The 24,294-nt window shown below is 63.2% G+C and carries 25 protein-coding genes and 2 pseudogenes; 18 read left to right on the top strand and 9 right to left on the bottom strand.

Annotated features, from left to right (window positions below; all coding sequences use genetic code 11):
- Positions 1 to 169: 169 nt before the first annotated feature.
- The 3 genes from AC07O2_RS25200 to AC07O2_RS25210 are packed head-to-tail and all read left to right on the top strand — an operon-like array spanning position 170 to position 3,822.
- Positions 170 to 1,084 carry a DUF4123 domain-containing protein gene (locus tag AC07O2_RS25200; RefSeq protein ID WP_495234863.1) on the top strand — a complete coding sequence of 305 codons (915 nt, stop codon included), beginning with the start codon at positions 170 to 172 and terminating at the stop codon, positions 1,082 to 1,084.
- A gap of 26 nt (positions 1,085 to 1,110) precedes the next feature.
- Positions 1,111 to 1,635, top strand: coding sequence for a DUF3304 domain-containing protein (locus AC07O2_RS25205; RefSeq protein WP_495234864.1), 525 nt, complete (start codon positions 1,111 to 1,113; stop codon positions 1,633 to 1,635).
- 24 nt (positions 1,636 to 1,659) lie between these two features.
- Positions 1,660 to 3,822, top strand: a complete 2,163-nt coding sequence (locus AC07O2_RS25210; RefSeq protein ID WP_495234865.1) for a phospholipase effector Tle1 domain-containing protein — start codon at positions 1,660 to 1,662, stop codon at positions 3,820 to 3,822.
- A 106-nt stretch (positions 3,823 to 3,928) separates the two neighbouring features.
- On the opposite strand, the gene AC07O2_RS25215 is transcribed toward AC07O2_RS25210, so the two are convergent.
- The 6 genes from AC07O2_RS25215 to AC07O2_RS25240 are packed head-to-tail and all read right to left on the bottom strand — an operon-like array spanning position 3,929 to position 8,986.
- Positions 3,929 to 5,068 carry a mannitol dehydrogenase family protein gene (locus tag AC07O2_RS25215; RefSeq protein WP_495234866.1) on the bottom strand — a complete coding sequence of 380 codons (1,140 nt, stop codon included), beginning with the start codon at positions 5,066 to 5,068 and terminating at the stop codon, positions 3,929 to 3,931.
- A gap of 3 nt (positions 5,069 to 5,071) precedes the next feature.
- Positions 5,072 to 6,082: a zinc-binding alcohol dehydrogenase family protein gene (locus AC07O2_RS25220; protein WP_495234867.1), complete on the bottom strand. Its 1,011-nt coding sequence runs from the start codon at positions 6,080 to 6,082 to the stop codon at positions 5,072 to 5,074.
- Positions 6,083 to 6,111: 29 nt separating this feature from the next.
- Complete coding sequence (locus tag AC07O2_RS25225) at positions 6,112 to 6,882, bottom strand: transporter substrate-binding domain-containing protein (RefSeq protein ID WP_495234868.1); 771 nt, start codon at positions 6,880 to 6,882, stop codon at positions 6,112 to 6,114.
- A gap of 46 nt (positions 6,883 to 6,928) precedes the next feature.
- Complete coding sequence (locus tag AC07O2_RS25230; RefSeq protein WP_495234869.1) at positions 6,929 to 7,657, bottom strand: amino acid ABC transporter ATP-binding protein; 729 nt, start codon at positions 7,655 to 7,657, stop codon at positions 6,929 to 6,931.
- Positions 7,641 to 8,291: an amino acid ABC transporter permease gene (locus tag AC07O2_RS25235; RefSeq protein ID WP_495104238.1), complete on the bottom strand. Its 651-nt coding sequence runs from the start codon at positions 8,289 to 8,291 to the stop codon at positions 7,641 to 7,643. Before AC07O2_RS25235 ends, AC07O2_RS25230 begins: the two co-directional genes overlap by 17 nt.
- A gap of 11 nt (positions 8,292 to 8,302) precedes the next feature.
- Positions 8,303 to 8,986, bottom strand: a complete 684-nt coding sequence (locus AC07O2_RS25240) for an amino acid ABC transporter permease (protein ID WP_495234870.1) — start codon at positions 8,984 to 8,986, stop codon at positions 8,303 to 8,305.
- Between the two features lie 228 nt (positions 8,987 to 9,214).
- On the opposite strand from AC07O2_RS25240, the gene AC07O2_RS25245 reads away from it, so the two are divergent.
- Entirely contained in the window at positions 9,215 to 9,934 is a 720-nt protein-coding gene (locus tag AC07O2_RS25245; RefSeq protein ID WP_495234871.1) for a FadR/GntR family transcriptional regulator, read from the top strand.
- Here the strand turns inward: AC07O2_RS25245 and AC07O2_RS25250 are convergent.
- Entirely contained in the window at positions 9,909 to 10,622 is a 714-nt protein-coding gene (locus AC07O2_RS25250; protein WP_495234872.1) for an HAD family hydrolase, read from the bottom strand. The genes AC07O2_RS25245 and AC07O2_RS25250 overlap by 26 nt on opposite strands.
- Positions 10,623 to 10,642: 20 nt before the next feature.
- On the opposite strand from AC07O2_RS25250, the gene hemH reads away from it, so the two are divergent.
- The 6 genes and pseudogenes from hemH (at position 10,643) to cfa (ending at position 15,854) form a co-directional block, all read left to right on the top strand.
- Positions 10,643 to 11,749: a ferrochelatase gene (gene hemH / locus AC07O2_RS25255; RefSeq protein WP_495234873.1), complete on the top strand. Its 1,107-nt coding sequence runs from the start codon at positions 10,643 to 10,645 to the stop codon at positions 11,747 to 11,749.
- A gap of 60 nt (positions 11,750 to 11,809) precedes the next feature.
- Entirely contained in the window at positions 11,810 to 13,033 is a 1,224-nt protein-coding gene (locus AC07O2_RS25260) for a BaiN/RdsA family NAD(P)/FAD-dependent oxidoreductase (protein ID WP_495234874.1), read from the top strand.
- The gene (locus tag AC07O2_RS25265; protein ID WP_495234875.1) at positions 13,030 to 13,575 is read left to right on the top strand and encodes an SEL1-like repeat protein; all 546 of its coding nucleotides are present in this window, start codon (positions 13,030 to 13,032) and stop codon (positions 13,573 to 13,575) included. The genes AC07O2_RS25260 and AC07O2_RS25265 overlap by 4 nt, the downstream gene beginning before the upstream one ends.
- Before the next feature lie 54 nt (positions 13,576 to 13,629).
- Positions 13,630 to 13,815 (top strand): annotated as a pseudogene (locus AC07O2_RS25270) (pyridoxamine 5'-phosphate oxidase family protein); the annotation flags it as partial.
- A gap of 280 nt (positions 13,816 to 14,095) precedes the next feature.
- Positions 14,096 to 14,503, top strand: a pseudogene (locus AC07O2_RS25275) (MSMEG_1061 family FMN-dependent PPOX-type flavoprotein); the annotation flags it as partial.
- A 211-nt stretch (positions 14,504 to 14,714) separates the two neighbouring features.
- Positions 14,715 to 15,854, top strand: a complete 1,140-nt coding sequence (gene cfa, locus AC07O2_RS25280; protein WP_495234891.1) for a cyclopropane fatty acyl phospholipid synthase — start codon at positions 14,715 to 14,717, stop codon at positions 15,852 to 15,854.
- 51 nt (positions 15,855 to 15,905) lie between these two features.
- Here the strand turns inward: cfa and AC07O2_RS25285 are convergent, their stop codons facing one another.
- Complete coding sequence (locus tag AC07O2_RS25285) at positions 15,906 to 16,376, bottom strand: GNAT family N-acetyltransferase (RefSeq protein ID WP_495234876.1); 471 nt, start codon at positions 16,374 to 16,376, stop codon at positions 15,906 to 15,908.
- Positions 16,377 to 16,394: 18 nt separating this feature from the next.
- A complete protein-coding gene (locus tag AC07O2_RS25290; RefSeq protein WP_495234877.1) occupies positions 16,395 to 17,612 on the bottom strand; it encodes a serine hydrolase domain-containing protein in 1,218 nt (405 codons plus the stop codon).
- 216 nt (positions 17,613 to 17,828) lie between these two features.
- Between AC07O2_RS25290 and AC07O2_RS25295 the strand changes: the two genes are divergently transcribed.
- The 8 genes from AC07O2_RS25295 to AC07O2_RS25330 all read left to right on the top strand — a co-directional run bounded on the left by AC07O2_RS25295 (position 17,829) and on the right by AC07O2_RS25330 (position 24,292).
- Positions 17,829 to 18,767: a fatty acid desaturase gene (locus AC07O2_RS25295; protein WP_495234878.1), complete on the top strand. Its 939-nt coding sequence runs from the start codon at positions 17,829 to 17,831 to the stop codon at positions 18,765 to 18,767.
- Positions 18,768 to 18,806: 39 nt separating this feature from the next.
- Positions 18,807 to 19,730 (top strand): glycine betaine ABC transporter substrate-binding protein OsmF, encoded by a 924-nt coding sequence (gene osmF / locus AC07O2_RS25300; RefSeq protein ID WP_495234879.1) that lies wholly within the window; start codon positions 18,807 to 18,809, stop codon positions 19,728 to 19,730.
- A 4-nt stretch (positions 19,731 to 19,734) separates the two neighbouring features.
- Entirely contained in the window at positions 19,735 to 20,877 is a 1,143-nt protein-coding gene (locus tag AC07O2_RS25305; protein ID WP_495234880.1) for an ABC transporter permease, read from the top strand.
- Positions 20,874 to 21,806 (top strand): ABC transporter ATP-binding protein, encoded by a 933-nt coding sequence (locus AC07O2_RS25310; protein ID WP_495234881.1) that lies wholly within the window; start codon positions 20,874 to 20,876, stop codon positions 21,804 to 21,806. The genes AC07O2_RS25305 and AC07O2_RS25310 overlap by 4 nt, the downstream gene beginning before the upstream one ends.
- Positions 21,803 to 22,552, top strand: a complete 750-nt coding sequence (locus AC07O2_RS25315; protein ID WP_495234882.1) for an ABC transporter permease — start codon at positions 21,803 to 21,805, stop codon at positions 22,550 to 22,552. Before AC07O2_RS25310 ends, AC07O2_RS25315 begins: the two co-directional genes overlap by 4 nt.
- Positions 22,553 to 22,557: 5 nt before the next feature.
- Positions 22,558 to 23,352 carry a phosphate/phosphite/phosphonate ABC transporter substrate-binding protein gene (locus AC07O2_RS25320; protein ID WP_495234883.1) on the top strand — a complete coding sequence of 265 codons (795 nt, stop codon included), beginning with the start codon at positions 22,558 to 22,560 and terminating at the stop codon, positions 23,350 to 23,352.
- A 176-nt stretch (positions 23,353 to 23,528) separates the two neighbouring features.
- On the top strand, positions 23,529 to 23,741 hold the full coding sequence (rpsU, locus tag AC07O2_RS25325) for a 30S ribosomal protein S21 (protein ID WP_092756237.1): 213 nt from the start codon (positions 23,529 to 23,531) through the stop codon (positions 23,739 to 23,741).
- Between the two features lie 89 nt (positions 23,742 to 23,830).
- Positions 23,831 to 24,292 carry a GatB/YqeY domain-containing protein gene (locus AC07O2_RS25330; RefSeq protein ID WP_495099981.1) on the top strand — a complete coding sequence of 154 codons (462 nt, stop codon included), beginning with the start codon at positions 23,831 to 23,833 and terminating at the stop codon, positions 24,290 to 24,292.
- Positions 24,293 to 24,294 lie beyond the last annotated feature (2 nt).

The raw sequence follows: 24,294 nt of genomic DNA on the forward strand, positions 1-24,294 counted from the left end.
ACCGCACCGGGGCAGATTACGGTGCATGCTTCGCAGAAGGTGTTTGAGGGGCCGGGGCGGGTGGGGTATCCGCTGCCGCAGCTGCCACAAAGCGTTTGTATTCCCTGCATGCTGGCGGCTTTGCGCAGTGGCAGCCCGTTTGTAGCACCTACCGCCGCCTGACACGCCTATGTACTTTGCGATGGAGCCCACACACGATGGCTGGGCCGAACAAATTGCCCAAGAGCTGGCCGCACTGTACAAACTTCATCCCGGCAAGCCATTGCATCTGCTTGCATTGGTCGATGGCGCATTCGACGAAACCCTTTTACGCTCGCGCCCCTGGCTGCGCCAGCCCAAACTATCCCTGTACGCCGACACAGCATTGCAAACCTTTGGCACAGCAGCGCCCCATCTGCTGACAGGGCCCGCCGCGCAGACTGAGCAATTGCCATGGCTGAAAAAACTGCAAGAAGCCTGTGCCGCCAGGCCCATGCTGGGCATTTTGGCCAGCACACTGGATGCCCCTGCGTTACGGCAACACCTGCGCCCTTATTTGGTAGCCCGCACACCCGACAGCCTGGAGTGGCCGCTGCGCTGGGCCGATGCCCGCGTGCTGCCAGGCCTATTGGACGCACTGGATGCCCCCCAACGCAAGCACCTGCTGGGGCCTTTGGCTGTATGGTGGAGCACCCAGCGCAACGGCGAACTGGCCCGCTGGACGGGTGACGCCACACCCGACGTTATGTCAGCAGAGTTTGACAAACTACCGCTGTCAGATGCTGCGTTTGCCGGGCTGGTAGACGGTGCCGAAGCCGATGCTGTACTGGCCAACATCTATGACAGCCAACCCGATGTGCTGCAGCTGCACTCCCCCGCCCAATGCCATGCCCGTGTGGCGCGGCACTTGGCGCTGGCCAGCCAGCACCGCGTAGAAGCTGCCCCAGACCGACAGCATTTCAGCGTACTGGCGCTGTGTTTGACGGAGAATTTTGCGAACCACCCTGCTATGGCGAACCTGCTGCAACACAGCCTCCAGGGTTTGGACTACCAGCGTGAAGTAGCTGCGTTACCTCCAGACTTCTGGCAAGACACGACACCCTGAATATGCGCCGCGCAGAAAGAAAACCTATGAAGAAACTACTCACTTTGAGCGCTCTGATTTGCGCAGCAACCATGCCTTTGCAAGGCTGCATGTCGTCATGGGCGCAGATGCAAGGCGGCGGGCCGTCGCACGCCAGCGACTCGGTGTTTTCGGGGCTGTTCACGAAAAAGGTGGTGGATGATAGTGCCACCGCGCAGGTAGGGATCGTGAACCACACGTCGAACTTCATTTACTCGGCTTCACTGTCCGGGGACGAGGTACCGGGTGGCGGCGGCGGTGGGATGTCTGCTTGGGGGGCTGGAGGTGCCAACATTTGCTGCACTTCCATTCCGAGAACATGGCACCCGGGCATAAAAGTGTTAGTGCGTTGGAATATGCCAAAGGGTGTAGTCGACGTGTGGAAAGAAAAAATCGTTGAAATAGAGAAGTACGACAGACCTGGCAGCATTTATCTGCATTTCTTTCCCAATGACGAGGTAAGAGTCGTAGTTTCAAATGCGGCGGGATACAGCAGTAAACACCCAATTGCCCCTCCTCCTGAACAGCCCTAACACAGCGCAAAGAAGAGCCAAAGCATGACACATCCAACGCCAAGCCAAGCCGCTTATCCCGTAGAAACGTTCCTTAAACCATCTGCAGAGGAACAGTCGCAAATTGCAATTGCGTGCAGCAAAGATACTGACAATCTGCCTTGTTCCATTCCCGTACAGGTGGGCTTGTTTTTCGATGGCACCAACAACAATATGTACCGTGACCGCGATGGTGTGCGAACTGGAGTGCCCGATCCAAAAACCAAGCAGCCGCGCCCCGTCGTGAGCAAGTCGATGAAACCGGAAGACGGCAGCCACAGCAATGTGGCTCGGATGTTTGAAGCCTATCCTGACAACAAAAGGAAAAGCGGCATATTTTCCTATTACATACAGGGAGTCGGTACGCCATTCAAAGAAATAGGAGAACCGACTGAGTCTCAGGATGGGAAAGCTTTCGCGAAAGGTGGTCAGCCGCGAATTATTTGGGGCTTGCTGCAGGTACTCAATGCAATATATGGCACCAGCCATGGCGGTGATGACCAGCTATACGAAGACGATGAAGTTGGCAAACTCGCCAAGTCCTACGACAACGAAGTGGGCCGCAGAGAACCCGGTAGCACGGAAAAAAGCATGGGCACCGTCGTCACCGCCAAGAAGTGGTTTGCCCCGCATATTGCAAAGCTCAAAGCCGCCTTGGTGGCACGTCCCAAACCCAGCATTCCAACAGTGACGGTATCGGTGTTCGGTTTCTCTCGTGGGGCAGCAGAAGCGGTGGCGTTTTGCCATGCGTTTGACGAACTGCTGGAAGGTGGTAAGTTGGCCGGCATACCGGCCCACATTTCCTTTCTCGGGGTTTTTGACACCGTGGCATCGGTGGGCGGCTCGGCGTCGATTGCCAAAACCCTCCCTGTGCCGGGTGCCATGTTTGACGGCCATTGGGCCTGGGCCAACAGCATATTGAACCCCCTGCCGAACTGTGTATCCGCAGGTATGCATTTCATTGCTGCCCACGAGCAGCGCATGAACTTCCCGGTGACGCAGTTGCAAGGCAATATTGAGGAGTACTACTTCCCCGGCGTGCACTCAGACGTGGGCGGCGGCTACGGTCCCGGTGACCAGGGCAAAGGGCGTGGAGCCCAGGCGGCGATGCTGTCGCAGATTCCACTGGTCCATATGTTCAAAGCGGCCCGCAAAGCAGGTGTGCCCTTGACTCCGTTCAGCATGCTGGCCGAACGTAGAAAAATTGACTTCCAAGTGGATGCCCAGCTTGCCTCGGCTTGGGAGGCCTATACCGGCGCGTTAGGCAACAGCGGTTCTCTGCTCAAAAAGCATATGGAGCTGTATTACCGCTGGAAGGCGTCTCGGCTAAGTACGCTGGAGGCAGCAGCCAACTTTCAAGCGGCCAGCCCCCAGGACCAGCAGGATTTACGCGATGCCAACCGCATGCTAGCGGGAGACCTGGAGGCGCTGCGCCTGCGCAAAAAAGGCATTCCGCGCGACCCGCAGGATGACCGCGTCATTCCTCCGTTTAAAAGCAAAGATGCTGCGCGCATGAACCAATGGCAGTTCAACCGTGCTCAAGAAGGCGAGCCGCTGGACGCGTGGGAAACATGGGCGCTGGCATTCTTTGACAACCCGCAGCCCTTGCCCGCCGATGTGCAGCGTTTTTTTGACGACTATGTGCACGACTCGTACGCAGGCTTTTACCTGGCGGGTGAAGTGACCGAATACGACAAGCGCGAGAAGATCGACAAGCTGCAAAAAGAAAAGCCTGAAAGCCTGAAAGGCTTCGACAAAGAGGTGATGGGCATCACCCAGAAAACACAGCAGGCACAAGACAAACAAAAGAAGGGTGAAACGCTGACCCCAGAGGAAACCAAACTGGTGAAAGAAGCCGAGTTTGGCACGCCTTATCCCGTGATGACCGACAGCAATATCGCAGTCGGCCTGGCGATCGACACGCAAACCAACTCGCGGCGTGAAGGTGGCGGCTATGTGCTACGCCGGGGGTACTACCCGCAATCAGGCTTCTTTATGCGCAAGAGCATCCACGAAGACGAGCTGAACAAAGCGCCCGACACAGTCGTACAACCGCAAGAAGGCGCATCCGCCAAAGAGCCCAAGGTCACCTATGTGTGGAGCGAAAACCTGCGCCAGGATATTGCGCTTACCCGACAAGAAAGTCAGGTTGAAACGGCGATGGCTTAGGCCATGGCTACACCGAGAGCCGCCAGAACTTGAAACGGAATCAGCTGCTTCCGCAGGATTCATCTGCGAAAGTAGCTACAAACTGCATAGCAAATTCACCACCAGATTAGCCCTGAGACGCTAGAGCAGCCCGCAAACGCAGTTGCGAAATATCCATCCCCAACTCCCGCGCCAAGGCCAACACCGGCCCCAAGCGCCGCTGCTTTTTCTGAACATGGTTTTGGGCGATATCGGCGATGCGGTGGTTCAGGAATGGGTTTTCGAAGCGCTCGCGCACTTCGACCAGATAGGCCTCGGCGTCGGCGGTTTGGCCCAGTGCGGTGAAAACGGGCACGATCTCTTCGGCCCACAGGGCTTCTAGCTCGGCGCGCTGCTCTTGATCGGCCATGGCTTCGCGCACGGTTTGCTCGGCAGGGCGCTGCAGTGCCATCCAGCGTTCGGCCAGGTAGGTGTGGCCGGCGTTCAGCAACAAAAGTTTCAGCCGCTCGTGGTGGGCTAGGTCGTCGGTCAGCACGATGTCGGGGTGGCTGCAGGGCAGTACCAGGCCTGGCTGGCGCTCTATGGCCCACAGCGCGTAGGGTTCGGCCACGGCGCCGACGGGTTGCAGCGCTTCGGACACGATGCGGTCCACCAGGGAGTTGGCCCATATGCAGTGTTGCCGCAGCCAGTCGGTGTATGCGGCGGGCAGGCCCCAGCTGTGGGTCAGTGCCAGCACCACGTCGCGCAACACGTCGCCGTTACGCTCTACCAGCTCACAGGGCAACAGGGTCAGCGGCGCTGCCGGGTTCTGTTGCCAGCGACCGTGCAACAGCACCAGCAGCTTGGCGGGAAAGCTCTTGGGCGCCGCTGCTGTGGGGGCGAGCAGCGCAGCGCTATCCGACGCATCCAGCTGGTAACCCTGGTCGGCGGTGTTGGAGACGATGATCTGCACCTGCTGGGCCACGGCTTCGCGCAGCTGCGGCCAATGGGCATCGGCCTGCAGGGCTTCGCGCACGGCGGTGCATTGCACGGTGCGGTCCACCCGCTGGCCCGCCACCAGGCCGCGCAGGCGCACGGGGTAGCCGGCGCCGCCCGCCAACGCCGCCACGCGGGCTGCGCTGGCCGGGCTGGTGGTGGACTGCACCATGGTGATGCCGCCCAGCGCAGCGCTAGCACCGCCCTCGCCGCCCAAGGCTTCGGACACAAACAGGTCCACATGGGCCTGCAGGAACCGGCTGGTGCCGAACTGCAGAATCGGCTGCGCCATGGCCTAGACCTCCACGATGGCTTTGACCACGCGCTGGGCCGGGTCCAGTAGTTGGGCGAAGTCGGCGGGCACGTCGGCCAGCTTGAGTTTGTGGGTGTTCAGGGCCGCGGTGGGCACCTTGCCGTCGCGCATGGCCTGGATGACGATTTCGAAGTCCTCCGCCGTGGCGTTGCGGCTGCCCAGCAACGTGGTCTCGCGCTTATGGAACTCGGGGTCTGAAAACGTAATGGTGTCGCGCACCACCGAGATCAACACGTATTTGCCGCCATGGGCGACGAACTGGAAGCCGCGCTCTATGGCCTTAGCATTGCCCGTAGCGTCAAATACCAGGTCAAAAAACTCGCCCTGGGTGGCTGCGCTGAGCTGCGCTTCGTCGCCCTCCCCCAAAGCCACAGTGCCCGCCACGCCCAGCTCGCGCTGGCAAAAGTCCAGCCGGTCCTGGCGCGAGTCCATGGCGGTAACTGTGGCGCCGCGCATACGCGCAAACACCATGGCCGCCATGCCGATGGGGCCTGCGCCGACCACCAGCACGCGCTGGCCGGCCTGCACATCGCCACGGCGCACGGCATGCGCGCCGATGGCCAGGAACTCGATCATCGCCGCCTGGTCCAGCGTCACGCCGTTGGCCTTGTGCACAAAGGTTTCGGGCAGCGACAGGTATTCGGTAAAGGCGCCGTCCCGGTGTACGCCCAGCACCTGGATGTTGACGCAGCAATTGGTCTTGCCGTTGCGGCAGGCAATGCATTTGCCACAGGACAAATACGGCATGACGTACACCAGGTCGCCCACGGCCAGGCGCCCACCCGGGGCGGCCTCTTCGATCTCGCCGGACAGCTCGTGGCCCATCACACGCGGATATTGCAGAAAGGGCTGGTTGCCGGTGTAGATGTGCAAGTCGGTGCCGCACACGCCTACACGGCGAACGCGCACCAGAACCTCGCCCTCGGCGCGTACAGGGCGCTCGCGCTGCTCGGCACGCAGGGTGCCCGGGGTATCGCAAATAACAGTCAACATGGTGGTCCTTCCTGGTGTTGGGTGCGGTATCAGCCGCCGTGGTATTTCTTCTGAATGGCGCCCAGCTTGCCGTTCTGCGTGTTCTTGGTGATCCAGTCGTTGATCCAGGCCTTCAGCTCGGGCTCGCCTTTGCGCAGGCCAATGCCCAGAGGCACGGTCTGCATCACGAACTTCACCACAAGGTCTTTTTGCGGCGCCTTTTGCAGCACCGAATGGATGATGGAAGGCGAGGTGGCCAGGATGTCGGCCTGGCCGCTGACGGCAGCGGTCAGCAGCGTGGCGTCGTCGTCAAAACGCACCATCTGTGCGCCCTTGGCGCCTTGGGTGGCCAGGCGGTCGTTGTTGGAGCCACGGGTGGTGGCCACGCGCTTGCCGTCCAGGTCTTCAAAGCCCTTGATGGCTGTGGCCTTGGGGCCGGCCACCACGGCCTGGATTTGCGCATAGGGCACAGAGAAATCAATCACCTTCTCACGCTCGGGCGTGACGGACAAGGAGGCCACCACGATGTCGGCCTTGCTGGTCTGCAAGAAGGGGATGCGGTTGGGGCTGGTGGTCTGCACCATCTCCATTTCAACCCCCAGGTCTTGCGCCAGCAGCTGCGCAGTCTCCACGTCCGAGCCCACGGGCTTGAGCGCATCGTTCACAAAACCGTAGGGTGGAGAGCCCGTGTCCAGCGCGATGCGGATCTTCTTCGCGTCGCGAATGTCCTTGAGCAGATCGGCATGGGCGGCGCCCGATGCGCTGGCAAGCAAAGTCGCAGCGGCGACCAGACTGTAGATGAGGGAAGTTGGCTTTTTCATGGTGTGTCTCCGGTGGAAGGAATCGTGATTGGGTTAAAAGCGGGCTTCACAAGCCGCCGCGAACAAAGGCCTGCAGCTCGGGGGTAGTCGGCGCATCCAGCATGCTGGCCGGCCCCTGCTCCCAGACGCGGCCCTGGTGCATGTAGATCACCTGGTTGGCCACCTTGCGGGCGAACGCCATTTCATGGGTCACCAGGATCATGGTCATGCCGCCAGCGGCCAGGCTTTCCATCACGCGCAGCACCTCGCCGGTGAGCTGCGGGTCCAGCGCAGAAGTGACTTCGTCAAACAACATCAGTTGCGGCGCCATGGCCAGTGAGCGGGCAATCGCCACACGCTGCTGCTGGCCGCCGGAGAGCTGTGACGGATAGCTGTCGGCCTTCTCGGCCAGGCCAACCTGGGCCAGCACCTTGTGGGCTTTCTCGCGGGCCTCGGCACGGCTGGTTTTTTGCACCAGGCGCGGCGCCAGCATGATGTTCTGCTCCACCGTCAGGTGCGGAAACAGGTTGTAGCTCTGGAACACGATGCCCACATCGCGGCGCAGCTGGTGCAGGTCCAGGCTGGGCGAAGACACCTCGTGGTTGCAGACGCGAATGCGGCCACTGTCTACCGTCTCCAGCCGGTCTATGCAGCGCAGCGCCGTGCTCTTGCCCGAGCCACTGCGCCCGATGATGGCCACCACCGCGCCCTTCTGCACAGAGAAGGACACACCGTCCAGCACACGGACTGCGCCAAAGCTTTTGCAGATGTTCTCGACTTCAACGATTGGCAACATGGAAACTCCTCTCAAGACGGCGGCTCAGCACAGACAGCGGGTAGCACAGCGCGAAGTACAGGGCCGCCACCACCACAAAAATCACAAAGGGTTCGAAGGTCGAGTTGTTGATGATCTGGCCCGCGCGGGCCAGCTCCACAAAGCCGATGGCAGAGGCCAGCGAGGTGTTCTTCACAATCTGCACCATGAAGCCGACCGTAGGCGGGGTGGCGATGCGCACGGCCTGCGGCAGGATCACATGCAGTAATTGCTGGTGCCAGCGCAGGGCCAGGCACTCCGCCGCCTCGCGCTGGGTGCGCGGCACCGACTCGATGCAACCACGCCAGATGTCCCCCAGGTAGGCCGACACATAAACCGACAGGGCCAGCGCTGCCGCCGTCAGCGGCTTCACATCCAGCCCCAGCGAGGGCAGGCCGAAATAAGCCAGCGGCAGCAAGACCAGCAGCGGCAGCCCCTGGATCAGCTTGATGTACAACCCCACCGCCGTGCGCAAAGGCCGAGGCCCATACAAGCGCCCCAGCGCCACCATGAAGCCCAGCAGCCCCCCGCCCACAAAGGCGAGGACCGACAACACCAAGGTCCACCACACGCCATCCAGCAAGAACTTCAGGTGCGCAAGATTCAACAATGCCATGGTGCGGCTCCTTACAAAGGCGTGCCCAGGCGCCGCCGCCGGGGAAATGCAAGCAGGGCCAGCAGGCCAAAAATGCCGCGCATGACCAAAGACATCAGCAGATAAGCCCCAGCCAGCACCAGATAGGTTTCCACCGAACGGAAGGTGTCAGACTGGATACGGTTGGCCACGGCGGTCAGTTCCTCGGCCGATATCTGAGAGCAGATCGACGAGGCCAGCATCAGCAACACGTACTGGCCGGTCAACGCTGGGTACACGCGCTCGATGGCCGGCGGCAACACCACATGCAGCAGGGTCTGCCAGCGCGTCAGTGCCATGCATTCGGCCGCCTCCAGCTGACCGGGCGGGATGGACTCGATCCCCGCGCGCACGATCTCGCTGGTGTAAGCCCCCACGTTCACCACCAGCGCAATCGTGGCGGCGGTAAAGGCGGCGATATGCAGGCCCAGGGACGACAGGCCGAAATACACGATGAAGATCTGTACCAGCAGCGGCGTGTTGCGGATCAGCTCCACATAGCCGCCCACCACACGCGACAAGCCCGCAGAGCGCCCCGTCTTGGCCAGCGCGCAAGCCACACCCAGCAAAAAGCCAAACACCGTGGCGGCCAGCGACAAGGCCAGCGTGGTCCAGGCGCCGGCCAAGAAGTCCGGCCAGTAGTCCAGCAATGGGCTGAAGTCAAAGGTGTAGTGCAAAGCTGTCTCCGGTAGCGGGTATGCGGTCAAGTCCTGTCAAGGCACCGCTGTTTTGGTAAGGCCGATTTTGCGATATTGCATAAATTGGCCTTACCACGTTTACCCTAGGCTAGAAATTTTGAGGAAATTAACCAAAATTTCAGTCGATAGACCGCAAAATCTCAACTAACGCCATGAAACCAGCCTAGACCCGTCAATTTGGTCAGGCCAAACAGGTAAGACCAAAATATGCAAACGCCTGAAACCGCAGATACCGCCAAGCCCTCCGACAAGCAGCCCGAGGGCCGCCGCCTGTACCAGCAGATTGCCGACCGGGTGCGCGCCCTGATCCAGCACGGCGATTACCCTGCCGGCCAGCGCCTGCCACCCGAGCGCGACCTGGCGCAACAGCTAGGCGTGTCGCGCCCCTCGCTGCGCGAAGCGCTGATTGCGCTGGAGATTGAAGGCAGCGTGGAGATACGCATGGGCTCCGGCGTGTATGCCTGCACCCGCCCGACCCACAGCCAGGAGCCGCTGATCGCCATGGGCGAAAGCCCGGTGGAATTGATGCAGGCCCGTAGCGCCGTCGAAGGTGCTGTCGCTGTGCTAGCGTGCGCCAACGTCACCACCGAAGGCCTGGAGAGGCTGCAAGAAACCATTGATGCCATGCGCGCAGAAAGCTCACACGGGCGCGACGCGCTGGAGCACGACCGCCGCTTCCACGTCTACCTGGCGGAAATGAGCGGCAACTCGGTATTGACCGGCCTGGTCGGCAGCCTGTTCGACAAACGCCGCAGCCCCCTGGCCGCCCATATGCGCAGCCGGCTGGAAGGCCAGCCCACTTGGAGTTCGGCCATCAGCGAGCACGAGCTGATACTGCGCTGCCTGGCCCTGCGCGACCCACTGGCCGCCGAAGCCGCCATGCGCAGCCACATCCGCGCAGCTACCGACCGCTGGGTGATTTCGTAGCCAACAACGCGCTCAGCGCGCCCAGGTCCGCCACCGTCAAATGCGGCTCGGTGGCGTGCTCCCAGGCATGGCCGTGGCGGTTCAACCAGACGGCTTGCATGCCGGCATCTACGGCAGCAACGACATCCAGCAGGGCATCGTCCCCTACGTGCAGCACCTCGTGCGGCGCCACGCCCACTGCTTGTGCGGCGGCATGGAAGATACGCGGGTCCGGCTTGGCCACGCCAAACAGGTGGGCGCTGAACGAGGCCGAGAAATGCCCGCCAATGCCCACGCGGTGCACATCGGCATTGCCATTGCTCAGCGCTACCAGGGGGAAGCGCGCCGCCAAATGCTCCAGCGCCGGCAAGGCGTCTTCATACAAGTCCACCCGCTGGCGCGCGGCGAAAAATACTTCAAACGCCGGCTCGGCCAAAGCGCCGTCGTCACCCGATGCGCGCAGCGCCTGGCGGATGGACTCGCGGCGCATCGCGCTCAGGTCGTGCCGCAAGTCGGGGCGCTCGCGCTCGAGTTGCTCGCGCACGGCGCGCAGCGCCTCGGTGCTGTCATAGCGGCGGGCGGTAGCAGGCGCATGGTCGCGCAGCCACTGCAGCAGCTCGGCTTCGGCCCGGTGAATGGCGGGCCAAACAGGCCACAGCGTGTCGTCCAGGTCCAGGGATATTGCTTTGATTTTCGAGAGGTCCAACATAGGTACGGGAGAATACCCGGATGTCGCTATTCGCCTCCCCCTTCAAGCCAGAACCCCCACACGCCCACGCCCAAGCCCCACGCACCGGGATCTTGTACTGCAACCTGGGCACGCCCGATGCCGCCACGCCTGCAGCAGTGCGCCGCTATCTGGCCCAGTTCCTCAGCGACCACCGGGTCATCGAGATCCCCAAAGTCATTTGGAACGTGATCCTGCACGGCATCATCCTGCGCACACGGCCCAAGCAGTCGGCCGCCAAATACGCCAGCATCTGGACGCCGCAGGGCTCGCCGCTGCGCATCGGCACCGAGCAGCAGGCGGTGATGCTGCGCGGCTGGCTGGGCGAGCGCGGCCACCAGGTGCAGGTGGACTACGCGATGCGCTACGGCAGCCCGTCCATCGCCGAGCAGCTCGACAAATTCAAGGCCCAGGGCGTGACCCGGGTGCTGATCGTGCCGGCCTACCCGCAGTATTCGGCCACCAGCACCGCCAGCGTGTTCGACGCGGTGTACGACTGGGCGCGCCAGACCCGCAACATCCCCGAGCTGCGCTTCGTCAACCGCTACCACGACGACCCCGGCTACATCGCCGCCCTGGCCCAGCGCGTGCGCAGCCACTGGCAGCACAACGGCCAACCGGACCAACTGGTGATGAGCTTCCACGGTGTGCCAGAGCGCACCCTGCACCTGGGCGACCCCTACCACTGCGAATGCCACAAGACCGCGCGCCTGCTGGCTGCCGCGCTAGGCCTGACCAAGGAGCAATACAAAGTCACCTTCCAGTCGCGCCTGGGCCGCGCCAAATGGCTGGAGCCCTATACCGAGCCAACCCTGATCGCCATGGCCAAAGCCAAGGTGAAGCGCGTGGACGTCATCTGCCCCGGCTTCACCAGCGACTGCCTGGAGACGCTGGAAGAAATCGCCATGGAAGGAAAAGCCGCCTTCCTGAACGCCGGCGGCAAGGAGTTCCACTACATCCCCTGTCTGAACAGCGAGCCCGGCTGGATCACCGCGCTGAGCCACATCGTGCAAAACCATCTGCAAGGCTGGCCGACGCAGAACCCGGTGGATGCGCAGAGCCTGACCGACACCGCAGCGCGCGCCAAAGCGTTAGGCGCCAAGCAATAATGCGCTCTCCTAATTTCATAGCTGCCACCGCAGGTAGTACCTGCGCTAGAGGCCAATTTAATGCATAAGTTTGATGTTGTAGTGATAGGCGCTGGCGCGGCCGGTTTGTTCTGCGCCGGCGTGGCCGGGCAGCGCGGTTTGAAGGTCTTGGTCATCGACCACAGCGAGAAGGTCGCCGAGAAGATCCGCATCTCCGGCGGTGGCCGCGCCAACTTCACCAACAAGGACGTGACCCCCGCCAACTTCCTCGGCGACAACCCGCATTTCTGCCGCAGCGCGCTGAGCCGCTACACGCCGAAAGACTTCACCGAGCTGATGACCCGCCACGGCATCAGCTTCCACGAGAAGCACAAAGGCCAGCTGTTCTGCGACCGATCTGCCGAAGACCTGGTCAACATGCTGCTGGCCGAATGCGCCGCCGGCAATGTCACGCGCTGGCAACCCTGCAGCGTCAAAAACATAAGCTATTCGGCCGCTGGCGCAGATAACACCAGCGCAGGCAGCTATGAAATCGACAGTAGCGAAGGCACGATACACACGCCGCAAATCGTCGTCGCCACTGGCGGCCTGTCCATCCCCAAGATCGGCGCCACCGACTTTGGCTACCGGCTCGCCCAACAGTTCGGCCTGCGCATGGTCGCGCCGCGCCCGGCCCTGGTGCCGCTGACCTTCGACAGCGAGGCCTGGGCTCCTTACGCCCACCTGTCTGGCCTGGCGCTGCCGGTGCTGATAGAAACCGGCGTGAAGAAGGCCAAGACCAGTTTCCATGAAGACCTGCTGTTCACCCACCGGGGCTTGAGCGGCCCGGCCGTGCTGCAAATATCCAGCTACTGGGCCGAGGGTACGCCGATCCGCCTGAACCTGGCGCCTGAGAAAGACCTGCCCCCCGCCCTGCTGCGCGCCAAGGTCACGTCGCGCAAACTCATCGCCAACGAGCTGGCCCAGCTGGTCCCCTCACGCCTGGCCGACGCCTGGGCCGGCCAAGACCCCGCCTGGCAAAAACCCATCTGCGATGCCACAGACAAGGCACTAGCCCAGCTGGCCGAAAAGCTGGCCCGCTGGGAGCTGACGCCCAACGGATCGGAAGGCTACAAAAAGGCCGAAGTCACCGCTGGCGGCGTGGACACGCGGGATTTGTCGTCGCAAACCATGGAGTCCAAGCAACCCGGCCTGTACTTCATCGGCGAGGTGATGGACGTGACCGGCTGGCTGGGCGGCTACAACTTCCAGTGGGCCTGGGCCAGCGGATTTGCGTGCGGGCAGGCATTGCGGGGAACGGCATGAACAAGTTCGCCCTACATCTGCTGCTGGCCATCACGCTAGCCACATCCGTCGCGGCCGCAGAGGAATCCGCCTACAACCTGGGCGTCGCCGCCTGGCGCGCCAAAGACTACACCGAGGCCCGCAAACAGTGGGAGCAGTCGCTCGCGGAGGCGGGGCCAGACGAGGCGCTAAACAACCTGGCCTTTCTGCTGTACGCCGGCCTGGGCGGCCCGGCCCAACCCGCCAAGGCGGTGGAGCTATGGCGCAAAGGCGCAGCGCTGTCCATCTCCGAGGCGCAACTGCACCTGGGCCAAGCCTATGAAGCTGGCAGAGGCGTAGCCGCCAATGCCGCCCAGGCCTATGCCTGGTACCAATGCGCGATCGCCACCGCCGCCCGGAACAGCGCTACAGATCCGGTCGAAGACGACATTCTGAAAGACGCCAACAAGGCCATGGCCGACTTGGCGCCCCGGCTTTCCGCCACCGACCGCAGCGCGGGCGACGCCATGGCCAAGGAGTTGATCAGCAAATATGCGACACGGCTGAAAGTGGAACAACCTTAGCCGCCCACCCCTCACCCCGGCACACCAGCATGACCACACCAGCCCCCGCACACCATCACCGATCTCACAGCTCTGGAGTCGCTTTTCGGCGAAACGGCTGAAGTGTCGATACGCAAGGAAGTGCCCTATCTGCACCCGATCTACCGCCAGTGGGTAGAGGCATCACCTTTTGCGGTGCTGGCCACCCGTGGGCCAGACGGGCTGGACGCCTCACCCCGGGGCGACCCGGCGCCGCTGGTGACGGTGTTAGAACGTGTTTACGATCTCTTTGGGGTCGCGTTGGGGTGCAATCGGGATGAGTTGGCTGTCAGAGACCGCAGCATGGGCTCTCTGCCCATGCAAGGGCTATGGCGGACAAATCGCCCGATTTCACCCCAACCCGAAGGGCAGGTGCCTTGTCGGGCGCTCTGCGTCGTTACAAAACCAGACAAGGCAGCAGCCTTGCCTTGGGTTTTGCGCCTAGCAGTGCATACCGACAAGGCACCTGCGCGACCCCAAAGAGATCGTAAACACGTTCTAAGACGAACACACACTCTTGCTGCCCGAACGGCGAGGTAATAACCGGATCGACAGCCTGCGCAACATCCTGTCCGACCCGCATGTTGCGCTGCTGTTCTTTGTGCCCGGCACCAACGAGACGTTACGGGTCAACGGGCTAGCCCGGATTTCAGTAGCGCCCGACCTGCTGGCACGCCTGGCTATGGGCGGCGTAGCCCCCAAATGCGTGATCGAAATCGAGGTGCAAACGGTGTACTTCCAGTGCGCGCGGGCGCTGCTGCGGTCCAAGCTGTGGGAGCCGCGCAACCCTGAGTTGGCGGCATCCGTGCCCAGTGCGGGTGCGATGCTGGCGGCGGTGACCCAGAACGCGATCGACGGCGCGGCCTACGACGCTGAACGCCCTGTCCGCCAGCGCGCCACCCTGTATTGATGCCCCACCGTCACCCATGTAGCCAAAGGACTCGGGTTGTAACCTCGTATGTCGCTGCGTAAGCAAACGACAGGGTCAATCACACCCATAGTTATAAATAATCATCTGCCCATAGCACGCCAGTATTCTTTTCTTCAGCACACCTTATTCAACCAGCAGGTGTGCGGGTTTGGGAGGGGAAATGCAGCGCAAAACCAGCGCCTTACAACGTATGGATTTGCCGCGCTCCGCGGCAAACGGGCCGGCCTACAGCAGCCTGCAGGCCATATTGCAGCGCGCCGACATCAGACTCAACGGCCACCGGCCCTGGGACATGCGCGTGCATGACCCCGGCGTTCCCGCCCGGGTGCTGGCCTATGGCAACCTCGGCCTGGGCGAAAGCTATATGGACGGCCAGTGGGACTGCGATGCCATTGACCAGCTGTTCGACCGCCTGCTGCGTACCCAGCTGGACCAGGAGGTACGCAGCCTGTCAATCTGGCTACGCCAGCTGCAGGCGCGCTGGCTGAACCTGCAAACCGAGCAACGCGCCTGGCGGGTGGGCCGCCAGCACTACGACCTGGGCAACGACTTCTACACGGCCATGCTGGGCCAGAGCATGGCTTATACCTGCGCCTTCTGGCAAAACAGCCAGACCCTGGACGCGGCCCAGGAGCACAAGCTGGACCTGGTATGCCGCAAGCTGGGCCTGCAGCCCGGCATGCGCGTGCTGGACATAGGCTGCGGCTGGGGTAGCTTCATGCGCTACGCGGCCCAGCGCTACGGCGTGCAATGTGTGGGCGTCACCATCTCCGAAGAGCAGGCAGCGCATGGCCGGCAGCTGTGCGCGGGCGTACCGGTGGAATTCCGCCTGGCCGACTACCGCAGCCTGGACGAACGCTTTGACCGCATTGTCAGCATCGGCATGTTCGAGCATGTGGGCCGCAAAAACTACCAGACCTACATGGACGTGGCGCTGCGCTGCCTGGCCAGCGACGGCCTGTTTCTGCTGCACACCATTGGCCGCAACGACCGGGGCTACGGCACCGACCCCTGGATACACCGCTACATCTTCCCCAACGGCGAGCTGCCCAGCATGGCCGACATCGCCCAAGCCTGCGAGCACCGCTTCGTGGTGGAAGACCTGCACAACTTTGGCGCCGACTACGACCGCACGCTGATGGCCTGGCACGCGAATGTGCAAGCGGCCTGGCCTCGCTTTGCCGAGCAGCTGGGGCCACGCTTTTTGCGCATGTGGCGCTACTACCTGCTGTCCTGCGCGGGCGCTTTCCGGGCGCGTGACATCCAGCTTTGGCAATGGGTGCTATCGCGTCCCGGGCGGCCGGGTGTTTACCCCCGGCTGGTTGGCTGATATCTTTCAAGCCTTTTTGGCTGCTAGCGCAGATATTAGCTGCGCCAGCAGCTATTCATTTGATAGCATTTTGCGCATGAAGGCATTGTGCAGTTCTACGCCACGGCGCACAGGCTTGCGCCGCTCCAGCACCACAAAGCCGTGGTGCACAAAAAACGGCTCCGCCGTGGCGCTGACATTGGCCGTCAGCTCTGCCAAGCCCAGGGTGCTGGCCTCCTGGTGGATGCGCTGCATCAACAGACGCCCCACTCCCTGGCGCGGGCATGTGCCTGACACAAAGAAGTGGTCGATAAAGCCGCTGGGCTGCACATCGGCATAGCCCAGAATGCAGCCCTGCCGCTCTACCACGAAGGGGTTGTCGGACCGCATGCGCTCGGCCCACAGCGCCACGTCGCACTCCACGGGCGCCCAGGCAAAAACCTGCTCGGATGTGTAGTCACGCGAGGCGATGGTGTGCACGGCTGAGAAGTAGACCTGGTACAGCGCGGGCGCATCGCCCTCCTGGAAGCGGCGCAGTTGCATGGGTGGCAGCACAGTCATTCACCAACGCCCGTACTGGGCCACGATGCCGCGGAACAAAGCCTCGCGCTCGGCCCCCAGGTGCTTGCCGCTGGCATCGCCCGCAGCGTCCTGGCCCACGGCGGTGTGCACCACCACCAGCTTCAAATCCGGGTCCACCAAGATGGCCTGGCCATAGACACCCAGCAAGGCAAAGCGGCGGTGGCTACCCGGGAGCAGCCAGGTCTGGAAGCCGTAGCCGAAGTAGGTGCTGCCTTTGTTGGCCATCTGACCTGGGCGAAAGTCCGCTGGCTGGCGTGCGGCGTCAGTCATGTCCAGCAGGTATTCACGCGGCAGCACGGCCTGGCCCTGCACCTGGCCGTCGTTGGCCATCATCCAGCCCAGGCGTGCGTAGTCGCGCACGGTGGCATTCAGGCCGCCTTGGGCCAGTTCGAGCTTGTCCACCGGATTCAGCAACCAGGTAGCGGCCGCCTGCGCACCCAAGGGTTGCCAGATCTTTTGCGCCACGTAATCACACAGACTGCGGCCGGTGGCTGCCGCTAGCACCAGGCCCAGCACCTCGGTTTGGGCACCGGAGTAGTTGAAGTGCGTACCCTCAGGGTCGGCACGCTCGGTGATGGACTGGGTGGCCTGCAGGGTGCCGCTGCGCCGCACAATGGCGTTGAAGCGGGCGCGGTCGTCCTGCGGGGTGTAGTCTTCCACATAGCGCGCCCCCGATGCCATGCGCAGCAGATGGACCAGGCGGGTTTCACCATACAGGCTGCCGGCCAGAGCGGGCACGTAGGTGGCGGCAGTGTCATTCAGGGAATGGATGGCGCCCTCCTCCAGCGCCTTGCCCACGGCCAGCGCCACCACGGTCTTGGCCATGGAATTGGACAGCATGCGCATCTCCGGCGTGCGGGCGTAGTTGTAGCGCTCGGCCACGATCTCGCCGTCCTTCAGCACCAGCACGGCCGTGGCACGCTGGTGCTCCATGTAGTCGTCCAGCGTCCACTGGCGGTTGGCAAAGCGATAGCTGAAACGGGTCTCGCTGGTGGCCTGGGGCAGAACCAGCGGCTGGGCCGCGGGCGCCATGCTGCAGGACGGCCGAAAACTGTCCATGGCACTGAAAGATCCCACCAGATACGCCGGCTGGTAGGCCTGCCGCAGGTCGCTGCCCACCGGGTAGCCCTGGGATTTGCCCAGCAGCTCCTCCTCGGGCGCGGCCACGGCCGACAACGCACACAACAAGGCGGGCACAAACAACCGCCAACCAGGGGCTCGAAAACAAACAAGGTCAAACAACATAGACATGGCGCAGATGCAATGAGGAGCACGAATATAGCTTGCGCCCTGGTTGCCCCCGCCGACCACATAGGCAGCGCATAAGCTTGCGCGTTTTTGTTCGTTGTCCCGGCCCGGCGCCCTGCCTACCATGCCCCGCAAGGGCTGTGAACCGGGCCCAGAACAAGAAACATGCGCCGCCCATTCCGTCTTGCCACCGCACTGAAATCCGCCGAATGGCCCACCTGGGCCTTGCTGCTCGCCATCTACGGTGGCTGGGGCCTGGTCATCCGCCATTGGGCGCAGCTAGGTGCCGGCCTGGGCAGCGCCCTGCTGGTGGTGTGGATCTGCTGGTACCTGAGCCTGCAGCACGAGTTGGTGCATGGCCACCCCACGCGCTCTGCCCGCTTCAACCGCCTGCTGGGCCTGGCGCCACTGGCCGTGTGGTACCCGTTTGACCTGTACCGTGACAGCCACCTGGCACACCATCGCGACGAACACCTCACCAGCCCGGGCATAGACCCCGAGAGCAACTACCTTACGGCGGACCACTTCGCCCGTCTGCCACGCCTGCTGCAAGCCGGCTGGCGCTGCCAACGCACGGTACTCGGGCGGCTGCTGGTGGGGCCGGCGCTGGTGCTACCACCAACCTGGGCCGGCATGCTGCGGCGACCCCTGCGTGGCGATCACACACACAACCGGGCCTGGGCCACACACCAGGTACTGCTGGCCGCGATGCTGTGGGCGTTGTGGCATTTCGCGGGCATACACCCGCTGCTGTATCTGCTGCTAGCCTATGCAGCGCTGGGCCTGGCCATGCTGCGCTCGCTGTACGAGCACCGGCCGGCGACCCGCCCGGCACACCGGATCGCGGTGAACGAGGCCTCGGCATTTTGGCGTTTGCTGTATCTGAACAACAATTACCACATGGTGCACCACGAATCCCCCGGCCTGCCTTGGTACCGGCTACGCCAGACCTACCTGGCCGACCGGCAGGGTTATCTACAGCGCAACGGCGGGTTTTTACTTCCAGGCTATGGTTACCTGCTACGGCGTTTTGCGCTACAACCCGTTGACGCGCCGGTGTTGCCTGCCGACCTGCAGCCGGTATACCCAGCCCGCCAGGGCTGATGCATGCGTCTTTCCCTTCGTTTTACTCCAGGAGTTCCCATGGTCCCCTTCTTCTCTCGCCGCCAGCTCGTTGCCTCCCTGGCCCTGGTGGGCCTCAGTGGTGCGCTACATGCCCAGACCGCCGTACGCGTGGCCTCCAAGATCGACACCGAAGGCTCTTTGCTGGGCAATGTGATCGTGCAGGTGCTGGAGGCCAATGGCATCAAGACCGAAAACAAGGTGCAGCTGGGTGTCACCAAGATCGTGCGCGGCGCCCTGGTGGCGGGCGAGATCGACATCTACCCTGAATACACCGGCAACGGCGCCTTCTTCTTCTCGGACGAAAAAAATCCGGCCTGGAAAGATGCCAAGGCCGGTTATGAAAAGGTTGCCGCGCTGGACCTGGAAAAGAACAAGCTGGTCTGGCTGCAGCCCGCACCAGCCAACAATACCTGGGCCATCGCCATCCGCAAGGACGTGGCCAGCAAGAACAACCTGAAGTCGCTGGACGACCTGGGCAAATGGCTGGGCACCGGCGGCAAGTTCAAGCTGGCGGCCTCGGCCGAGTTTGTGGAGCGCCCCGACGCCCTGCCCGCCTTCCAGACCACCTACGGCTTCAAGCTGACGCAAGACCAATTGCTGACGCTGGCCGGCGGCGACACCACGGTGACCATCAAGGCCGCAGCCGAGCAAACCTCGGGCGTGAATGCCGCCATGGCCTATGGCACAGACGGCCCGGTGGCCGCCCTGGGCCTGCTGGTGCTGGCCGATACCAAGGGCGCGCAGCCCATCTACGCGCCCGCTCCGGTGGTGCGCGCCGAAGTGCTGGCGCGCTACCCCAAGATCAAGGACGTGCTGGCCCCGGTCTTCAAAAGCCTGGACGGCCCCACCCTGCAAAGCCTGAATTCCAAGATTGCCCTGGAGGGCCAGGACGCCAAAGCCGTGGCCGCCGCCTACCTGAAGTCCAAGGGCTTCACCAAGTAAGCGCATGGGGCTGCACAACCGGGTGCTGTGCCTGTTGCTGGTGTTAGGCCTGGCCGCTGGCGGCAGCCTGGGCTTCGTCACCCAGGCACCGAACCGGCTGGTCACGGGCATGGGCGTTCCACTGGCTGACCTGATGCAGGGTCCGCATTGGTGGGTGCTGCTGCCGGTGCTGGTTTTGGCGCTATGCGCCGTGCTGCCCGCCGTGCGCCGTACGCATTGGCTGGTATTTGGTGCCGCGGCTTGCAGCCTGTTTGCCTGGGTCTGGCTGGCCGGTGATGCCGCCACCCAGGCTACGGCCACCGGCTCCACTTTGGCTCGTACCTCGTTTGGTGGAGGCTTCTGGGCGCTGGTGGTGCTGTCGGCCCTGGCTGCCGCAGACGCCTTGCAGCGCCTCGCCTTGCAAGCCGGGCTAAAGAGCCTGCTGGGCCTGGCCGTGGTGCTGCCGCTGTGGCTGCTGCTAGCGCAAGGCCAACTGGATGCACTTTCGCTGTTGAAAGAATACGCCAACCGGCAGGATGTATTCCAGTCGGCCTGGCGCCGGCATTTGGAGATCGTGCTGTTCACCCTATTGCCCACGCTGTGCATAGCTGTGCCCCTGGGTGTGGCGGCTTTCCGCCGGCCACGGCTGGCCGGGCCGCTGTTCGCGGTGCTGAACCTGGTGCAGACCATTCCCTCCATCGCCTTGTTCGGCCTGCTCTTGCTGCCCCTGGCCGCCCTGGGCACCTGGCTGCCGCAGCTGGGCATACGCGGCATTGGCCTGGCGCCAGCGGTGCTGGCCCTGACGCTGTATTCACTGCTACCCATCGTGCACAGCACCGTGACCGGCCTGCGCCTGGTACCGCCCGAAGTCGTGGAGGCGGCCACCGGCATGGGCCTGACCCCGCGCCAAATCTTCTGGAAGGTGCAAGTGCCGCTGGCCCTACCCCTGCTAGTGGCCGGCGTGCGTACCACCACCGTGCAGGCCATCGGTCTGGCCGTGGTGGCGGCGCTGATCGGCGCGGGCGGCTTTGGCGCCATCATGTTCCAAGGGCTGCTCAGCAGTGCGGTGGACTTGGTGTTGCTGGGCGTGTTCCCGGTGGTGGCGCTGGCGGTAGTGGCGGACGCGGCGTTCCAGTCTTTATCGATGTTCCTGAGGTCCGCGCGATGATCGAGTTCCAGCATGTCAGCAAGTTGTTTGGCGATACGGCCGCCGTGAAAGACCTGTCGCTGCACATTCCCCAAGGTGAATTTACAGTGCTGATCGGCGGCTCGGGCTCGGGCAAATCGACCACGCTGAAGATGATCAACCGCCTGGTGGAGCACGATGCCGGGCGCATCCTGTTTCAGGGTGAAGAGATCCGCTCTTTCAAGCCTGAAGACATACGCCGGCGCATGGGCTACGCCATCCAGTCGATTGGCCTGTTCCCGCACTGGACGGTAGAGAAAAACATCGCCACCGTGCCCGCCCTGCTGGGCTGGACGCGCCAGCGCATACGTGACCGCGTGACCGAGTTACTGGAGCTACTGGACCTGGAGCCGAACATCTACCGCGGCCGCTACCCGCACCAGCTGTCGGGCGGCCAGCAGCAGCGCGTGGGCGTGGCCCGGGCACTGGCGGTCAACCCCGAAGTGCTGCTGATGGACGAGCCCTTTGGCGCGCTGGACCCGGTGACACGCGCCACCCTGCAAAAGGAGATGCTGCGCATCCACCAAAGCTCGGGCAAAACCATTGTGCTGGTCACCCACGACATTGACGAGGCCCTGGGCCTGGCCAGCCGCATCGTGCTGCTGGACAAGGGCGAGGTGGTGCAGGCCGGCTCGCCAGCCGAGATCCTCGCGCACCCGGTGAACGACTTTGTGACCGACTTCGTGGGACGCAGTGACATTGGCATCAAGCTGCTGGGCCTGTCCACCGTGGCCACCTACACCCGGCCCGGGGAGACCGCCACGGGCACCCCGGTCGCCGCCAGCACCAGCTTGCGCGAAGCCCTGTCCACCTTTGTGGCGCGGGCCTGCGATCGCCTGCCTGTCGTGGACGCGCAGGGCCAGGCCCTGGGCGTGGTCCATTTCGCCGACCTGTGGCAGCGCCCGGCATGAAAGGCTGGCTGCACAACCCGCTGCCCTGGGCCGTGCTGCTATTGGCGGCGCTGGTCTGGGGCATGCCCCATCTGCAACCGGTGTTCGCGGCCCTGTTCCCCGAGCTGGACCGGCCCATGTACACCCAGGACAGCTTCGCAGCACTGGTCGCCGCCCACCTGAACCTGGTGTTCTGGTCCAGCAGCGCGTCCATCCTCGTCGGTGTGGCTGCGGGCATCGCGGTGACGCGGGCTGGTGGCCGCGAATTTCGCCCGCTGGCCGAGACCCTGGTGGCCATGGGACAGACTTTTCCGCCGGTGGCAGTGCTGGCAGTGGCCGCGCCGCTGATAGGCTTTGGTGCCGCGCCGGCCTTGATCGCACTGGCCCTGTACGGCCTGCTGCCCATACTGCGGGCCACCATCAGCGGCCTGGAGTCGGTACCCGTCGGCGTGCGCGAGGTGGCGCAAGGCCTCGGCATGGGCCGGCTGCGCCTGCTGTGCCAGATCGAGATTCCACTAGCGCTGCCAGTCATCGTGGCGGGCATACGCACTTCGGTCACCATCAACCTGGGCACTGCAGCCATCGCATCCACCGTCGGCGCCAAAACCTTGGGCTCGCCCATCATCGTGGGCCTGAGCGGGTTCAACACCGCCTATGTGCTGCAGGGCGCGATCCTGGTCGGCGCGCTGGCCATCGTGATCGACATGGCTTTTAGCCAGTTGGCCCGCTGGCTGGACCGCTGGCGCGTACAGCCCCCAGCCCATTGAGCCGCATGGAATCCGCTTTCCCCATGTATGCTGCAGGCGCGCCGGCCCACCAGGCGCTGTGGCAATTTGTGGCACAGCAGCTGCTAGACCAGGGCTTTGGCAGTATCCCTCTAACTTTGGCGCAGCCCGCAGACCTGCTCGCCCACTGGCAACAGCCCGGGCTGCTGCTGAGCCAGACCTGCGGCTATCCGCTCACCCACGCGCTGGCAGGTCGTGTCCAGTTGGTAGGCGCCTTCCGTTACCAGACGCCGGGCTGCGAAGGCATCCACTACCGCAGCATGCTGGTGTGTCGTACGGCGGATGCAGCCCTGCCGTTGGACGCTTTTCGGGGCCGTGCCGTGGCTTTCAATTCAGCCGACTCCCAATCCGGCTACAACAGCCTGCGCGCGCTGGTAGCGCCCTGGGCGGTGGAAGGTGCCTTCTTCGGACAGGCACTGCAGACCGGCGCGCACCGGGCATCGCTGAAGGCTGTACGCTCAGGCGCGGCTGATATCGCTGCCATCGACTGTGTCAGCCTGGCCCTGTTCCAGCGGGAAAATCGCCAGGCGCTGGAAGGGCTGCGCATCTGCGGCTATACCGCCCTGTCGCCCGGCCTACCGCTGATCACCTCGCTACAGACTGCACCGGCCCTGTTAATTGCCTTGCAGTCCGCCCTGCGTGCCGCCATGGAGGTAGATAGCCTGGCAGACGCCCGCGCCGCACTGTGCATCGCGGGGTTTGAAACCGTCAGCCTGGCCGCCTACCACGCCATCCTGGCTATGGAACAAGCCGCGTTTCGGCAGGGTTACTACAAGCTTTGACACGAAACGCCAAAGTAAGCCAGCCAGAGGGCGGCTTACAGGCTATAATCCAAGGCTTTGCTGGCAAACCCTCGCTGCCTGATCAATGTAATAGCGAGGGAACACCGCGGTCCCTTCGTCAAACGGCCTGATCTTCCTTTGACAAGACCCGCACACTATCGGAATCTTTTTTTGTCATGACAACTATCCGTGTAAAAGAAAACGAACCCTTTGACGTGGCCCTGCGCCGCTTCAAGCGCACCATCGAAAAGCTCGGTCTGCTGACCGACCTGCGTGCGCGTGAGTTCTATGAAAAGCCCACCACCGAGCGCAAGCGCAAGAAGTCGGCCGCTGTGAAGCGCCACTACAAGCGTGTACGTTCGATGCAGCTGCCTAAAAAGCTGTATTAAGCTTTCAAACTGTTCGCAGTTTGACAAGCCCGCCCCGGGACGCCAGGGCGGGCTTTTTGACTTTTAGACCCAAACTTTCAGGAGCAACCATGTCACTCAAAGAACAAATCACCGAAGACATGAAAACCGCCATGCGTGCCAAGGACAGCGCCCGTCTGGGTACCGTCCGCCTGCTGCTGTCGGCCATGAAACAAAAAGAAGTGGACGAACGCGTGGTGCTGGACGACGCCGCCATCATCGCCATCGTCGACAAGCTCATCAAGCAGCGCAAGGACTCGGTGGAAGCCTTCGTCAAGGCCGACCGCAATGACCTGGCCGATGTGGAAAAAGCCGAAATGGCTGTGCTGTCCGCCTACCTGCCCCAGCGTCTGGACGCCGAGCAAGTCGCCGCCGAAGTCGGCACGCTGGCTGCCGCCCTGGTCGCCGAACTGGGCCGCCCCCTGACGGGCGGCGACATGGGCAAGCTGATGGGCGTCGCCAAGGCGCAACTGGCTGGCAAGGCTGAAATGGGCCAGGTATCGGCTGCCGTAAAAGCCGCGCTGGCGGGATAAAC

This window comes from Rhodoferax sp. GW821-FHT10B06, assembly GCF_059415605.1.

Excerpts from the sequence above, each read along its gene's own strand:
- AC07O2_RS25245 (WP_495234871.1), top strand. The coding sequence starts at position 9,215 with ATGCAAACGCCTGAAACCGCAGATACCGCCAAGCCCTCCGACAAGCAG.
- AC07O2_RS25200 (WP_495234863.1), top strand. The coding sequence starts at position 170 with ATGTACTTTGCGATGGAGCCCACACACGATGGCTGGGCCGAACAAATT.
- rpsU (WP_092756237.1), top strand. The coding sequence starts at position 23,529 with ATGACAACTATCCGTGTAAAAGAAAACGAACCCTTTGACGTGGCCCTG.
- AC07O2_RS25265 (WP_495234875.1), top strand. The coding sequence starts at position 13,030 with ATGAACAAGTTCGCCCTACATCTGCTGCTGGCCATCACGCTAGCCACA.
- AC07O2_RS25320 (WP_495234883.1), top strand. The coding sequence starts at position 22,558 with ATGGAATCCGCTTTCCCCATGTATGCTGCAGGCGCGCCGGCCCACCAG.
- AC07O2_RS25225 (WP_495234868.1), bottom strand. The coding sequence starts at position 6,882 with ATGAAAAAGCCAACTTCCCTCATCTACAGTCTGGTCGCCGCTGCGACT.
- AC07O2_RS25310 (WP_495234881.1), top strand. The coding sequence starts at position 20,874 with ATGATCGAGTTCCAGCATGTCAGCAAGTTGTTTGGCGATACGGCCGCC.
- AC07O2_RS25305 (WP_495234880.1), top strand. The coding sequence starts at position 19,735 with ATGGGGCTGCACAACCGGGTGCTGTGCCTGTTGCTGGTGTTAGGCCTG.
- AC07O2_RS25260 (WP_495234874.1), top strand. The coding sequence starts at position 11,810 with ATGCATAAGTTTGATGTTGTAGTGATAGGCGCTGGCGCGGCCGGTTTG.
- AC07O2_RS25220 (WP_495234867.1), bottom strand. The coding sequence starts at position 6,082 with ATGTTGACTGTTATTTGCGATACCCCGGGCACCCTGCGTGCCGAGCAG.
- AC07O2_RS25215 (WP_495234866.1), bottom strand. The coding sequence starts at position 5,068 with ATGGCGCAGCCGATTCTGCAGTTCGGCACCAGCCGGTTCCTGCAGGCC.
- AC07O2_RS25285 (WP_495234876.1), bottom strand. The coding sequence starts at position 16,376 with ATGCAACTGCGCCGCTTCCAGGAGGGCGATGCGCCCGCGCTGTACCAG.
- AC07O2_RS25210 (WP_495234865.1), top strand. The coding sequence starts at position 1,660 with ATGACACATCCAACGCCAAGCCAAGCCGCTTATCCCGTAGAAACGTTC.
- AC07O2_RS25295 (WP_495234878.1), top strand. The coding sequence starts at position 17,829 with ATGCGCCGCCCATTCCGTCTTGCCACCGCACTGAAATCCGCCGAATGG.
- AC07O2_RS25205 (WP_495234864.1), top strand. The coding sequence starts at position 1,111 with ATGAAGAAACTACTCACTTTGAGCGCTCTGATTTGCGCAGCAACCATG.
- osmF (WP_495234879.1), top strand. The coding sequence starts at position 18,807 with ATGGTCCCCTTCTTCTCTCGCCGCCAGCTCGTTGCCTCCCTGGCCCTG.
- AC07O2_RS25315 (WP_495234882.1), top strand. The coding sequence starts at position 21,803 with ATGAAAGGCTGGCTGCACAACCCGCTGCCCTGGGCCGTGCTGCTATTG.
- AC07O2_RS25230 (WP_495234869.1), bottom strand. The coding sequence starts at position 7,657 with ATGTTGCCAATCGTTGAAGTCGAGAACATCTGCAAAAGCTTTGGCGCA.
- cfa (WP_495234891.1), top strand. The coding sequence starts at position 14,715 with ATGGATTTGCCGCGCTCCGCGGCAAACGGGCCGGCCTACAGCAGCCTG.
- hemH (WP_495234873.1), top strand. The coding sequence starts at position 10,643 with ATGTCGCTATTCGCCTCCCCCTTCAAGCCAGAACCCCCACACGCCCAC.
- AC07O2_RS25330 (WP_495099981.1), top strand. The coding sequence starts at position 23,831 with ATGTCACTCAAAGAACAAATCACCGAAGACATGAAAACCGCCATGCGT.
- AC07O2_RS25235 (WP_495104238.1), bottom strand. The coding sequence starts at position 8,291 with ATGGCATTGTTGAATCTTGCGCACCTGAAGTTCTTGCTGGATGGCGTG.
- AC07O2_RS25250 (WP_495234872.1), bottom strand. The coding sequence starts at position 10,622 with ATGTTGGACCTCTCGAAAATCAAAGCAATATCCCTGGACCTGGACGAC.